The 12,702-nt window shown below is 67.5% G+C and carries 11 protein-coding genes; 7 read left to right on the top strand and 4 right to left on the bottom strand.

From position 1 onward, the window contains the following. Window positions 1-9 precede the first annotated feature (9 nt). From msbA to PSm6_RS07480, 6 genes are all read left to right on the top strand, one after another. Window positions 10-1,824, top strand: a complete 1,815-nt coding sequence (gene msbA, locus PSm6_RS07505) for a lipid A export permease/ATP-binding protein MsbA (protein WP_265169943.1) — start codon at window positions 10-12, stop codon at window positions 1,822-1,824. 47 nt (window positions 1,825-1,871) lie between these two features. Then, window positions 1,872-2,768, top strand: a complete 897-nt coding sequence (locus PSm6_RS07500; RefSeq protein WP_021219799.1) for a GNAT family N-acetyltransferase — start codon at window positions 1,872-1,874, stop codon at window positions 2,766-2,768. A gap of 4 nt (window positions 2,769-2,772) precedes the next feature. Then, a complete protein-coding gene (locus PSm6_RS07495) occupies window positions 2,773-4,191 on the top strand; it encodes a PIG-L deacetylase family protein (RefSeq protein ID WP_021219798.1) in 1,419 nt (472 codons plus the stop codon). Window positions 4,192-4,264: 73 nt separating this feature from the next. Further along, entirely contained in the window at window positions 4,265-5,686 is a 1,422-nt protein-coding gene (gene hldE / locus PSm6_RS07490; RefSeq protein ID WP_021219797.1) for a bifunctional D-glycero-beta-D-manno-heptose-7-phosphate kinase/D-glycero-beta-D-manno-heptose 1-phosphate adenylyltransferase HldE, read from the top strand. Window positions 5,687-5,797: 111 nt separating this feature from the next. Continuing rightward, window positions 5,798-7,087 carry an acyl-CoA dehydrogenase family protein gene (locus PSm6_RS07485; protein ID WP_265169942.1) on the top strand — a complete coding sequence of 430 codons (1,290 nt, stop codon included), beginning with the start codon at window positions 5,798-5,800 and terminating at the stop codon, window positions 7,085-7,087. A 10-nt stretch (window positions 7,088-7,097) separates the two neighbouring features. Further along, window positions 7,098-8,306, top strand: coding sequence for an acyl-CoA dehydrogenase family protein (locus PSm6_RS07480; protein WP_021219795.1), 1,209 nt, complete (start codon window positions 7,098-7,100; stop codon window positions 8,304-8,306). Window positions 8,307-8,377: 71 nt separating this feature from the next. On the opposite strand, the gene PSm6_RS07475 is transcribed toward PSm6_RS07480, so the two are convergent. From PSm6_RS07475 to PSm6_RS07460, 4 genes are all read right to left on the bottom strand, one after another. Beyond that, entirely contained in the window at window positions 8,378-9,283 is a 906-nt protein-coding gene (locus PSm6_RS07475; protein WP_265169941.1) for a metal ABC transporter ATPase, read from the bottom strand. A 43-nt stretch (window positions 9,284-9,326) separates the two neighbouring features. Further along, window positions 9,327-10,157 carry an aldo/keto reductase gene (locus PSm6_RS07470; protein WP_371877042.1) on the bottom strand — a complete coding sequence of 277 codons (831 nt, stop codon included), beginning with the start codon at window positions 10,155-10,157 and terminating at the stop codon, window positions 9,327-9,329. Continuing rightward, window positions 10,139-11,311, bottom strand: a complete 1,173-nt coding sequence (locus PSm6_RS07465) for an NAD(P)/FAD-dependent oxidoreductase (protein WP_265169939.1) — start codon at window positions 11,309-11,311, stop codon at window positions 10,139-10,141. The genes PSm6_RS07470 and PSm6_RS07465 overlap by 19 nt, the downstream gene beginning before the upstream one ends. A 65-nt stretch (window positions 11,312-11,376) precedes the next feature. After that, on the bottom strand, window positions 11,377-11,709 hold the full coding sequence (locus PSm6_RS07460) for a DMT family transporter (RefSeq protein ID WP_021219791.1): 333 nt from the start codon (window positions 11,707-11,709) through the stop codon (window positions 11,377-11,379). A gap of 86 nt (window positions 11,710-11,795) precedes the next feature. Between PSm6_RS07460 and PSm6_RS07455 the strand changes: the two genes are divergently transcribed. Next, complete coding sequence (locus PSm6_RS07455; RefSeq protein WP_184490568.1) at window positions 11,796-12,680, top strand: LysR family transcriptional regulator; 885 nt, start codon at window positions 11,796-11,798, stop codon at window positions 12,678-12,680. Window positions 12,681-12,702: the final 22 nt, after the last annotated feature.

Raw genomic sequence — 12,702 nt, 5'->3', positions numbered from 1 at the left:
GCTGAGCGAATGACCGAGCAACAACTGACGGAATCCCAGCCGTCCAGCATGAAGATCTACCTGCGGCTGCTGAGCTACGTCCGTCCTTATATCTGGCAGTTCGTGCTGAGCATCGTCGGCTTCGTGATCTTCGCCACCACCCAGCCGATGCTGGGGGCGATCCTCCAGTATTTCGTCGATGGTCTAAACGACCCGAGCGTGGTGCTGTTCCCCAATGTGCCGGTGTTGCGCGACCTGCAGTTGCTGCAGATGGTGCCGCTACTGATCGTGCTGATCGCCGCGTGGCAGGGTGTTGGCTCGTTCCTCGGCAACTACTACCTGGCCAAGGTTTCCCTTGGGCTGGTGCACGACCTGCGCGTTGCGCTGTTCAATAATCTGCTGGTATTGCCCAACCGCTACTTCGACAACCACAACTCCGGACACCTGATCTCGCGCATCACCTTCAACGTCACCATGGTGACGGGGGCGGCGACCGACGCCATCAAGGTGGTGATCCGTGAGGGCATGACGGTGGTCTGCCTGTTCGCCTACCTGCTGTGGATGAACTGGAAACTGACCCTGGTGATGGTGGCGATCCTGCCGTTGATCGCCTTCATGGTGACCACGGCCAGCCGCAAGTTCCGCAAGCAGAGCAAGAAGATCCAGGTGGCCATGGGTGACGTCACCCACGTGGCTTCCGAGACCATCCAGGGTTATCGCGTGGTGCGTAGCTTCGGCGGCGAGCCTTACGAAGAGGCGCGCTTCCTCGACGCCAGCCAGAGCAACACCGATAAGCAGCTGCGCATGACCAAGACCGGCGCCATCTACACGCCGATGCTGCAACTGGTGATCTTCTCCGCCATGGCCGTGCTGATGTTCCTCGTGCTGTTCCTGCGCGGTGATGCGTCGGCCGGTGAGCTGGTGGCCTACATCACCGTGGCCGGCATGCTGCCCAAGCCCATCCGTCAGCTGTCGGAAGTCAGCTCCACGGTGCAGAAGGGCGTGGCGGGTGCCGAAAGCATTTTCGAACAGCTGGACGAGGTGCCGGAGACCGATACCGGTTCCGTCGAGCGCGAGCGGGTCGTCGGCCGGCTGGAGGTGCGTGACCTGAGCTTCCGCTACCCCGGTACCGAGAAGGCCGTTCTGGATAGCATCAGCTTCACCGCCGAGCCGGGGCAGATGATCGCCCTGGTGGGGCGTTCGGGCAGCGGTAAGTCCACGCTGGCCAACCTGATCCCGCGTTTCTACCAGCACAGCGAAGGTCAGATCCTCCTCGACGGTGTCGAGGTCCAGGACTACCGCCTGCGCAACCTGCGCCGGCATATCGCCCTGGTCACCCAGCAGGTCAACCTGTTCAATGACTCGGTGGCCAACAACATCGCCTATGGCGACCTCGCCGGTGCGCCGCGTGCGGATATCGAGCAGGCAGCCGAGGCGGCCTATGCCAGCGAGTTCATCGAGAAGCTGCCTCATGGCCTGGACACCGACGTCGGCGAGAACGGCGTGCTGTTGTCCGGCGGCCAGCGCCAGCGCCTGGCGATCGCCCGTGCATTGCTGAAGAACGCGCCGCTGCTGGTGCTGGACGAAGCCACCTCTGCACTGGACAACGAATCCGAGCGCCACATCCAGAAGGCGCTGGACCGCGTGATGGATGGCCGTACCACCCTGGTCATCGCCCACCGCCTCTCCACCATCGAGAAGGCCGACCTGATTCTGGTCATGGACCAGGGTCGCATCGTCGAGCGTGGCAACCACGCCGAGCTGATCGCGCTGGATGGCTACTACGCGCGCCTGCATGCCAACCAGTTCGCCGAGGACAAGGTCCAGGCGGCGGAGCGCGGTTGAGCCGTCGATGTGTCTGAGATGAAGTTTCCATTGCCAGGGACCGGGCTGTGCTGAACCTGATACGCGCCTGCCGTGAACGCGACTGGCATTCTCTTAGTGCCGCGGACTACGCCGCCGTCTGGGGGCGTTTCGGCGGCAGCCTGATGACCCACCCGGATGTGGTGGAGCGCCTCTCCGCGATGGCCGGCATTCCGGTGCGTTACCTCGGCTGGTTCGAGGGTGACGAGCCGGTGGCGGCCATCCCCACCTGGGGCCGTTATCTCGCGCTGTCGCGGGACGTGCTCAAGCGTGCCGGCAAACGCCACCTGTTCGACCTCGGTAACGCCGAGGTCATCCTGCCGGCACGTCCTGATAGCGGCGCCGTCCTACGTCATCGCAGCAGCTACCTGGGTGAGCCCAACCACAACAGCTTGCTAGGCTTGCGCCTGCAGAAAGAGTCGCTGGCGCTGTGCCGTGCCCCCGAGGAGTTTTCCAAGAAATTCCGCTACAACCAGCGCCGTGAGTTGCGGTTGCTGGAAGAGGCGGGCGGCACCTTGCGCCCGGTCGCTGAACTCAGCGCTGCCGAGCTGGCCGCCATCTATACCGACCTGTTCGAGCGCCGCTGGGGGTTCGATGTGCCTGGCAAGGGGAGTCTGGAAGAGGTGTTTGGGCTGCTTCGGGAGTTCCTCAGCGGCAGCCTGTTAATGCTGGAGGGTGCGCCCATCGCCGTTCAGGTGGTGTACAGGGTGGAATCTCCAGAATGGATCAGCGCCGAATACATCAACGGCGGCGTCGATCCACAAAGCCGGGACTTCAGCCCCGGCAGCGTTCTCAGCTTCGTCAATACGCAGGCCGCCTGGGAGGATGCCCGGGCCAGAGGCAAGGCCCTGCGTTATTCGTTCGGGCGCGCGGATGTGGAATACAAGGATCGTTGGTGCAACAAGGTTCCCGTCTTTCGGGTGTGAGTGAATGGAAACACGCAAGCAGCTGCTCCTGCGCCGTCATCGGCGCCATAAGCGTTTGTTCATGTTCGGCGCCCTGCTGGTGTTGGTGGCGCTGGACTGGTTCGGTTCCTGGAGCACTACCCCGGTGCTTCTGGTGCTCGGCTGGATAGCCCACGAGGCCTGGTTCGCCGACCACCTGTTCTACTCCCCGCGCGACGACTACCAGTATCGCTTTCCGACTGGAGTTGAACCGCTGCCGGTGCGCCTGGTGGAAGGGCGCATCGAGGCGGTAACCGGAAGTCTGCCGGTGGGCGTCGATACCTTGATGCTGGAGGTCGATATCCGCTGCGGCTGGCTTGGCCGCTGGGTGGATCCCCACGTACTGATCGACTGCGGTGAGTGCACCGATCGCCAGGATTTCGAGCGCGGGGTGAATGGGCGCCGCTACATCAACCTTTCCGGTGCCCAGGCCGCGCTCGCCGCTGGGACTTTGCGTCTGCGCGGGCGCTTCTGCCGCCTGGCTCCCGGTGCTTCGCTCTATGCCTTCAGCAACCCCGACTACGCCAAGCAGAAGGTGCTGGTCATCGCGCCCCATGCGGACGATGCCGAACTGGCGGCCTTTGGCCTCTATAGCCGCTGCAGCGATGTGCATATCGTCACCCTGACCCAGGGCGAGATCGAGGCCCAGGTGTATCGCCGCCTGGGTTTGGATAGCGCCGCCGCAGCGCGCCTGAAGGGGCGCCTGCGCAGCTGGAGCAGCCTGGCGGTGCCGCTTTGGGGCGGTGTGCCGGCCACCCGCTGCCTGCAGCTCGGCTACTACTGCCTGCGCCTGGAGGCCATGGAGGCTGAGCCGGAGCGTGCCTTCGCCTCGCTGGAGTCGGGTGAGACGGATATCCGCAGCGTGCGCCGCTTCAATGCCCTGGCCCTGCCCGGCGACCTCGACGGCGCATCGAGCTGGCGCAACCTGGTGGGCGACCTGGCGGCCCTGCTGGCGCGCCTGCAGCCCGACGTGGTGGTGGTCCCCCATCCGCAGCTCGATCCGCACCCCGACCATATCCAGGCCAGTCGCGCCCTGGACCAGGCCATCGAGCAGAGTGGCTGGACCCCCTCCGTGCAACTACTCTACGCCAACCACCTGGTGGACAACGACCGCTGGCCCATGGGCCCTGCGGGTGGCGGCATCGCCCTGCCACCCTGCATCGATCCGCTGCCGGCGGATGCCCTGTGGAGCCCCGTGCTCTGTGAACAGGCACGCCTGGACAAGGCCCAGGCGCTGGCCATGCAGCATGACCTGCAGGTGCCGCTGTCGTTCAAGAAGCGCTTGCGTCGGACCATCCAGTGGCTGCTCGCCGCACGGCGCTGGCCGGAGAGTGGCGAGGACGACTTCTTCCGCAAGGCGGTGCGCCGCCACGAGCTTTTCTGGGTGAGACGCCTTTCCGATTGACGGCCTCCGGCGACGGGGCGGGTCAGCTGCTATGTTATGATCCGCGCCGTTTTTCCATGCTCCTGGAGTCTTCATGAAGCTCACCATGCCCCGTTTCGATCTGGCCCCCGTTCTGGTGGTGGGCGATGTCATGCTCGACCGTTATTGGCATGGCGGCACCTCGCGTATTTCCCCTGAAGCGCCGGTGCCCGTGGTACGTGTCGACCAGATCGAGGATCGCCCGGGTGGTGCCGCCAACGTGGCGCTGAACATCGCCGCCCTCGGCGCGCCGGCTGCCCTGGTGGGCGTGACCGGTGAGGACGAGGCCGCCGCCAGCCTGCTCGCCAGCCTCGGCGCGGCTGGCGTCGACGCGCGCTTCCAGCGCATCCCCTCGCAGCCGACCATCGTCAAGCTGCGGGTCATGAGTCGCCACCAGCAACTGCTGCGGATGGACTTCGAAGAGCCCTTCGAGACCGATGCCGAAGCGCTGGCCGCCGAGGTCGAGCGCCTGCTCTCCGGGGTCAAGGTGCTGGTGCTATCCGACTACGGCAAGGGCGCGCTGAAGAACCATCAGGCGTTGATCCAGGCCGCCCGTCGCAAGGGCATCCCGGTGCTGGCCGACCCCAAGGGCAAGGATTTCGGCATCTACCGCGGTGCCAGCCTGATCACCCCCAATCTCAACGAGTTCGAAACCATAGTCGGGCGTTGCACCGACGAGGCCGACCTCGTCGCCAAGGGCGCGCAGCTGATGCGTGAGCTGGACCTCGGCGCGCTGCTGGTGACCCGTGGCGAACACGGCATGACCCTGCTGCGCCCGGACCAGCCCGCCCTGCACCTGCCGGCCCGCGCCCGTGAGGTGTTCGACGTCACCGGCGCTGGCGACACCGTGATCTCCACCCTGGCCGCCAGCCTGGCTGCCGGCGAGGACCTGCCCCAGGCCGTCGCCCTCGCCAACCTGGCCGCCGGCATCGTGGTCGGCAAGCTGGGTACCGCCGCCATCAGCGCACCCGAGCTGCGCCGTGCCGTGCAGCGTGAGCAAGGTTCCGAGCGCGGTGTGCTCAGCCTCGACCAGCTGCTGCTGGCCATCGAGGACGCCCGCGCCCACGGCGAGAAGATCGTCTTCACCAACGGCTGCTTCGACATCCTCCATGCCGGCCACGTGACCTACCTCGAGCAGGCCCGCGCCCAGGGTGATCGCCTGGTGCTGGCGGTCAACGACGACGCCTCGGTCAGCCGCCTCAAGGGCCCCGGCCGGCCGATCAACTCGGTGGACCGACGCATGGCCGTGCTCGCCGGCCTCGGCGCCGTCGACTGGGTGGTGAGCTTCAGCGAAGACACCCCCGAGCGCCTGCTGGGCCAGGTCAAGCCGGACATCCTGGTCAAGGGCGGCGACTACGGCATCGAGCAGGTGGTGGGCGCCGATATCGTCAAGGCCTACGGCGGCGAAGTGCGCGTGCTCGGCCTGGTGGAGAACAGCTCCACCACCGCCATCGTCGAGAAGATCCGCAGCCGCTGATCCTCCCGCCGGGTGGGTGGCCGTCGTGCCACTCGCCCGCGTCCCGACGGTCATAGGCGCGCCCATTCGCGGCGCGCATCATCGAGGCATCCTCACCCCGCGTGGAGCGAGATGCCCATGAGTACCGATGCACAGGGACGCGCCCTGTCCGTGCTGAACCGCGTTGCCCAGGCCGACTGGCCGGACCGGTTCAAGCTGCGCAAACCCTTCGAAAAACTCCTCTACACCGGCAGCCGTGCCGGCTTCCAGATGGTCGCCGAGCGTTCCGGCAAGGCCGCCAAGAAGCCGCGTGCGGCCGACCCGGATGCGCTGTTCGACCTGTCCCTGTCCGACGAGCAGCAGATGATCCGCGAGATGCTCCAGGGTTTCGCCCTGGAGGTGCTGCGCCCGGCGGCCCATGACGCCGACGCCCGTGGCGCCATCCCCGCCGAGCTGCTCAACCAGGCGCTGGAGCTGGGTCTTGCCCACTACGGCGTGGGTGAGGGGCACGGCGGCATGGCTGGCGAACGTACCGTCATCAGCAACGCGCTGATCGCCGAGGCCCTGGGGCAGGGCGACCTGTCCCTGGCCGCTTCCCTGCTGGTGCCGCTTTCCGCCGCCAACTGCATCCGTCGTTCCGCCTCGCCCGAACAGCAGGCCCGCTGGCTGCCGGCCTTCGTGGGCGAAGAGCGCCCGCCGCTGATGGCCATCGCCGTCAGCGAGCCGGGGTTGCTGGCCGATCCCCATCGCCTGGCCACCAAGGCGCGGCGCAAGGGCAAGCACTACCAGCTGTCCGGTGAGAAGAGCCTGGTGCTCGAAGGGCTCAACGCCAGCCAGCTGATCGTCGCGGCCGAGGCCGAAGACGGCCCGGCGCTGTTCCTCGTGGAGGGCGGTGCCAAGGGGCTGGAACGCCAGGCCGAGCCCGGCATGGGGCTGAAGGCCTGCTCCACCGCACGGGTGCAGCTCAAGGGCGTCAAGGTGCCGCTGGAGAACCGCCTGGCCGCGGCCGATTTCGACTACCAGCGCTTCCTCGATCTCACCACCCTGGGCTGGTGTGCACTGGCCCTGGGCACCGGGCAGGCGGCGCTGGATTACGTGGTCACCTACTGCAACGAGCGTGTCGCCTTCGGCGAGCCCATCAGCCACCGCCAGGGCGTCGCCTTCATGGTCTCGGACATCGCCATCGAGCTCGACGCCATGCGCATGATGGTCTGGCGTGCTTGTGCCCGGGCCGAGCGCGGCGAGCCGTTCCAGCGCGAGGCCTACCTGGCGCGGCTGCTGTGCGCCGAGAAGGCGATGAAGATCGGTACCGACGCGGTGCAACTGCTCGGTGGCCACGGTTTCACCAAGGAGCACCCGGCCGAGCGCTGGTACCGCGACCTCCGCGCCGTGGCCATCATGGCCGGCGGCTTGCACCTTTAAGGGGATGACGATGAACCTTGAAACCCCCAAGAAATTCCGTGGCCTGGCCAACCAGGCGCACCAGGTGGCGGCCAACTACTTCCGCCCCATCTCGCGCAAGTACGACAAGGCCGAGCATGCCTATCCCAAGGAGCTGGACCTGCTGGCTGCGCTGCTGGACGGCATGAACGCCGGCTCCCCCGACGCCGTTGGTGCCACCTCCGCCAGCAAGCGCGGCAGCGGCCAGGTGGAGGAGGGTGTGCGCAACGGCGGCAACCTCTCGGCGCTGCTCGGGGTCATCGAACTCTGCTGGGGCGATGTCGGCCTGCTGCTGGGCATGCCGCGCCAGGGGCTGGGCAACGCCGCCATCGCGGCGGTGGCCAACGAGGAACAGCTCAAGCGCTTCGGCAGCACCTGGGCGGCCATGGCCATCACCGAGCCGGGTTGTGGCTCCGACTCCGCAGCCATCCGCACCACGGCGGTGAAGGATGGCGACCACTACGTGCTCAATGGCGAGAAGATCTTTGTCACCTCCGGCGAGCGCGCCGACGCGGTGGTGGTCTGGGCGACCCTGGACAAGAGCCTGGGCCGCGCAGCGATCAAGTCCTTCGTGGTGGAGAAGGGCACGCCCGGCATGAGCGTCACCCGCCTGGAGAAGAAGCTCGGCATCAAGGCCTCGGACACCGCGTCCATCAGCTTCAGCGACTGCCGGGTGCCGGCGGCCAACCTGCTGGGCAATGCCGAGATCGATGTGCAGAAAGGTTTCGCCGGGGTGATGGAGACCTTCGACAACACCCGCCCGCTGGTGGCCGGCATGGCCATAGGCGTGGCCAAGGCCTCCCTGGACCGCACCCGTGAGCTGCTGAAGAAGGCCGGCTGCACCTTCGACTACCGCAAGCCGCTGCTCAGCGTCAGCCATGTGGAGGCGACCCTCTACCGCCTGGAAGCCGAATGGGAGGCCGCGCGCCTGCTGACCCTCAAGGCCGCGTGGATGGCGGACAACAAGCTGCCCAACTCCAAGGAGGCCTCCATCGCCAAGGCCAAGGCCGGGCGCGTGGCCAACGAGGTGACGCTCAAGTGCGTGGAGCTGGTCGGGGCCCTCGGCTACGGCGAGGACGAACTGCTGGAGAAGTGGGCGCGGGATTCGAAGATCCTCGACATCTTCGAGGGAACCCAGCAGATCCAGCTGCTGATCATCGCCCGTCGCCTGCTGGGCAAGAGCTCAAGCGAACTCAAGTGATTCTGTTGTAGTGCCCGATTGACCCCGCCTCGGCGGGGTTCTTTTTTTGTGGCGACGGGTTTATCAGGGGCTCAGCAGGCCAGGCGCTTGGCCTGCTCGGCGGTGCCGACGCGGGCCAGCCAGTCCTTCCAGCGGATGCGTTCGTCGCGCACCAGCCAGCCGTCCTGCTCGGCGAAGCTTTCCGACAGCCAGATGCCCCGGGTGCTGGCGGGCTTGAGTTCGCCATTGCGCAGGGTCAGCAGTTCGCCGGTGGGTTTGCCGTGGTCACGGGCCAGCAGGTAGATGTCCGGGCGGCGCCGCTCCAGCGCGGCCACCAGCTCGCCGTCGTGCAGGCTTTCATCGACGTGGAAGAAGCTCAGCTGGCGGGCGTCGCGGGGCAGCTCCAGGCTCATGTCGTAGACCAGCTGCAGCGAGGCGGTGGGCAGGTGCACGTAAGCGCGGGGGCGTTCCAGCAGGGTCAGGCTGCCGCTTTGCACCGGGCGTGCGGCACCGGACAACGGGCTCAGGCGGAAGTGGCTGGCCTCGCGATAATGCAGCTGGCGCTGGTAGGGTGTGGGCAGCCAGGTATCGGCGAAGCGCCCGCCGAGCCAGCCTTCGGGCGTCTCGATCAGGCATTCCTCGGCCACTTCTTGGATGGCAGTGAGCAGCGGCAGGTTGAGCTCATGGGCCGGCACGTAGCCGGAGATCAGCTTGAGCACGGTGTCGCCGCGGTCCAGCCGGCGCTGGCGCACCAGCACCCAGTATTCTCGGCCCTGCAGCTCCAGGGTCAGGCGCACGGAGACGCCCAGGTTGGCCAGCTCGACAGCGAAACGCTGGCTGTCGGCGATCTCCACCGGGCGCCGGCGGCGTTCGAGCATCTGGGTGAAGTTCAGCGGCAGCCCCAGGGCCTGGTAGGCCAGGCCATCGGCCGTGGCCTCGACATGGAGGGGCAGGGTCTTGAACGCCCCCGGGTCTTTACGGGCGAGTATTCGCGGCATGTCGGCTCCTTCTTGCGTCGGGGTCGGCCGCAGTTGCGGCGCTCTAGGGACGGCCTTTCAGCACCTCGGCGGCCGTCGTGACATTGTGGGACAGGTGCAGCGGATTGATGGTTCCGATGATGGCGCTGCCGACGCCTGGGTGGCCGAAGATCAGCTCGAAGCTCGCCTTCACCGGGTCGACGCCGGCTCCCACGCAGGCATGGCCGCTGGCCAGGCCCTTCTTGATCAGGATGCCCTTGGCGTGACTGGCAGCATAGTCCAGCACCGGCTTCTCGCCCTGTTCGGCGAGGTTGTAGGTGACCATGGCGCAGTCGCCGCGCTCCAGCGCCAGCAGGCCGCCTTCCACGGTCTTGCCGGAGAGGCCGAAGGCGCGGATCTTGCCCTCGCGCTTGAGCTCGGCGAGGGTCTCGTAGGCGCCGCTGTCCTGCAGGATGCGCAGGTCGTTGCCGTCGGAATGCAGCAGCAGCAGGTCGATGTAATCGGTCTCCAGGCGCTTGAGGCTGCGCTCCACCGAGCGGCGCGTGTGCGCCGGACTGAAGTCGTGGCTGGACTGGCCCGCCTCGAACTCCTCGCCGCTTTTGCTGACGATCACCCAGTCCTGGCGCTGGCCGCGCAGCAGCGGGCCGAGGCGTTCCTCGCTGCGGCCATAGGCCGGCGCGGTGTCGATCAGGTTGATGCCCAGCTCGCGGGCCAGGCCGATCAGGCGGCCGGCTTCGTCGTCATCGGGGATGGTGAAGCCGGACGGGTATTTGACGCCCTGGTCGCGGCCCAGCTTGACGGTGCCCAGGCCCAGCGGCGAAACCACCAGGCCGGTGTCGCCCAGGGGGCGGTGCAGGTGATGCAGGCTGCTCTGGCTCACAGCAGTTCCTCCCATACCGGTTGCGCCAGGCTCGGGCGCGGCAGTTCGGGCAGGGGCGGCTGCTGGGTCGGTTGCACCCCGTCGCGCTCCAGGGCGGCGATCACCCGGTCGGCGAAGTCCGGGGCCAGCGCCAGCTTGGTCGGCCAGCCCACCAGCAGGCGGCCCTGGTCGGCGAGGAAGGCATTGTCCGGGCGCACCAGGCCGGATTGGCTCGGTTCGGCGCGGTCCACCCGCAGGGTCGCCCACTGGGCGGCGGAGAGGTCGATCCAGGGCAGCAGGTCGTGCAGTTCCTTCTCGGCGGCGGCGATCTGCTCGGCTTCGTTGCGTGCGACGCCATCGGCTTCGGCGATGTCGCCGCCCAGGTACCAGACCCACTGGCCATCGGCGGCAGGGTGGGTGGTGACGGTGACGCGCGGTTTGGGGCCGCCACCGAGGCAGTGGGCGTAGAGCGGCTTCAGGCTGGGCGCCTTGACCATCACCATGTGCAGCGGGCGGCGCTGCATGCCGGGCTGCTGGATGCCCAGGGCCTGCAGCAGCGCCTCGTTACCGGCGCCGGCACTGAGGACGATGCGCTGGGCGCGGATGGCGCGGCCATCGACCACCAGGCCGACCAACTCGTCACCCTCGCGCAGCGGCTCGATGGCGTGCCCGGCCAGCAGGCCGTCGCCGGCCAGGTCCGCCAGGCGCTGGATCAGGCTCGGCACGTCGAGCACCAGTTCGGCGAGGCGATAGACCTTGCCCTTGAATTTCGGGTGTTGCAGCGCCGGCGGCAGGGCCTCGCCCTTGACCTGGTCGACGCGGCCGCGCACCGCCTTGCTGGCGAAGAAGCTGGTGATGTTGCCGGCCAGCGAGCCGGGCGACCACAGGTAATGGGCATCGGACAGCAGGCGCACCGGGCGCAGGTCCAGCTCGCCGTCACCGGCCAGGGCCTCGCGCCAGCGGCGGGGCATGTCGGCGATGGCTTCCGAGGCGCCGGTCAGCGCGCCGTGCAGGGCGTACTTGGCGCCGCCGTGGATGATGCCCTGGGACTTTACGCTCTGGCCGCCGCCGAGGCTGGCGTTCTCCACCAGCAGGGTGGAGTAGCCCTGGCCGCGCAGGCGTGCGGCGAGCCAGAGACCGGCGACGCCGCCGCCGACGATGAGGACGTCGGTGCTGAGAACCTGGGACATGGAAGCTGCCTCGAAGAAAACCGGCGCGCAGTATAACGCGCGCCGTGAGGCGGGGCCGACGTGGATCAGTGGCCGGTGCTGTTGGAGAACAGCTGGATCACCACCACGCCGGAAACGATCAGGCCCATGCCGAGCATGGCCGGGAGGTCCAGCTTCTGCTGGTAGAGGAAGACCGCGGCGATGCTCACCAGAACGATGCCCAGGCCCGCCCAGATCGCATAGGCGATGCCCACGGGAATGCTTTTCACCACCAGGCTGAGCATCCAGAAGGAGATGCTGTAGCCGATCACCACCAGCAGCAGCGGAACGGGTTTGCTGAAGCCGTCGAGGGCCTTCATCGAGGTGGTGGCGATCACTTCGGCGGTGATGGCGATGGCGAGGTACAGATAGCCGGTCATGATGGCCTCCTTTGAAATCAGGCTGCCGATTCTAGTCATCTGGATGATGGGATAAAGTGATTACCTATCTGAATAGGAGATAGGTCATGCAGTGGAACCTGGAGCAGATCCGCCTGTTCGTCAGCGTCGCCGAGGGCCACTCGTTCTCATCGGCGGCGCGCCGGCTCAACCGCGTGCAGTCGGCGGTGAGCAGCGCCATCGCCCTACTGGAGGCCGATCTCGGCGTCACCCTGTTCGAGCGCAGCAGCGGGCGCCAGCCACGCCTGACGGCCGCGGGCAGCACCTTGCTGGAGGAGGCGCGGGAAGTGTTGCGCCAGTGCGAGCGCCTGGAGGGGCGCGCGCTGGGGCTGGTGCGCGGTGAGGAGGTGCGCCTGCGCCTGGCCCAGGACGAAGCCATGCCCTACCAGCCGGTGCTCGACAGCCTGGAGGCCCTGGCCCAGGCCTTCCCTCTGCTGGAGGTGCAACTGGCCAGCGGTGCCCAGGGCGATGTGGCGCGCAAGCTGCTGGAGCGCCGCGCCGACCTGGGCCTGCTGTTTCACCATGAGCAGATGCCCGAGGCACTGGAGCGCCAGCGCCTGGGCACCATCGAGATGGTCACCGTCTGTGGCGTCGGCCATCCCCTGGCGGGCGTCGGCCATGTCGACCGCCGCGAGCTGGCCCGGCATCGCCAGTTGCTGATGGCGCCCCAGGACAGCCGCTACCCCGGCGGCGAGCAGCTCAGCCCGTCGATCTGGCGTACTGACAGCTTCTACACCATGGCCGAGCTGCTGATGCGCAACCTCGGTTGGGCCTGGCTGCCACGCCACGTGGTGCAGTACCCGACCTACCAGAACCAGCTGGTGGAGCTGAGCAGCGACTGGACGCCGCCGCCGCTGGTGGTGGAGTTGGTGTGCCGCCGCGACGAGGCGCTGGGTCCGGCGGCGCTGTGGCTGGCCGACTGCTTCGCCGAGCACCTCAAGGCCGTCGGCTGATCCCGGGCCCGTGCTCTGATAA

The organism is Pseudomonas solani (genome assembly GCF_026072635.1).
GTDB lineage: Bacteria > Pseudomonadota > Gammaproteobacteria > Pseudomonadales > Pseudomonadaceae > Metapseudomonas > Metapseudomonas solani.
This window is presented reverse-complemented; position numbering and strand designations above follow the sequence as displayed.

Coding starts and splice junctions, on each gene's coding strand:
- msbA (WP_265169943.1), top strand. CDS start 10: ATGACCGAGCAACAACTGACGGAATCCCAGCCGTCCAGCATGAAGATC.
- PSm6_RS07495 (WP_021219798.1), top strand. CDS start 2,773: ATGGAAACACGCAAGCAGCTGCTCCTGCGCCGTCATCGGCGCCATAAG.
- hldE (WP_021219797.1), top strand. CDS start 4,265: ATGAAGCTCACCATGCCCCGTTTCGATCTGGCCCCCGTTCTGGTGGTG.
- PSm6_RS07485 (WP_265169942.1), top strand. CDS start 5,798: ATGCCCATGAGTACCGATGCACAGGGACGCGCCCTGTCCGTGCTGAAC.
- PSm6_RS07480 (WP_021219795.1), top strand. CDS start 7,098: ATGAACCTTGAAACCCCCAAGAAATTCCGTGGCCTGGCCAACCAGGCG.
- PSm6_RS07475 (WP_265169941.1), bottom strand. CDS start 9,283: ATGCCGCGAATACTCGCCCGTAAAGACCCGGGGGCGTTCAAGACCCTG.
- PSm6_RS07470 (WP_371877042.1), bottom strand. CDS start 10,157: ATGGGAGGAACTGCTGTGAGCCAGAGCAGCCTGCATCACCTGCACCGC.
- PSm6_RS07465 (WP_265169939.1), bottom strand. CDS start 11,311: ATGTCCCAGGTTCTCAGCACCGACGTCCTCATCGTCGGCGGCGGCGTC.
- PSm6_RS07460 (WP_021219791.1), bottom strand. CDS start 11,709: ATGACCGGCTATCTGTACCTCGCCATCGCCATCACCGCCGAAGTGATC.
- PSm6_RS07455 (WP_184490568.1), top strand. CDS start 11,796: ATGCAGTGGAACCTGGAGCAGATCCGCCTGTTCGTCAGCGTCGCCGAG.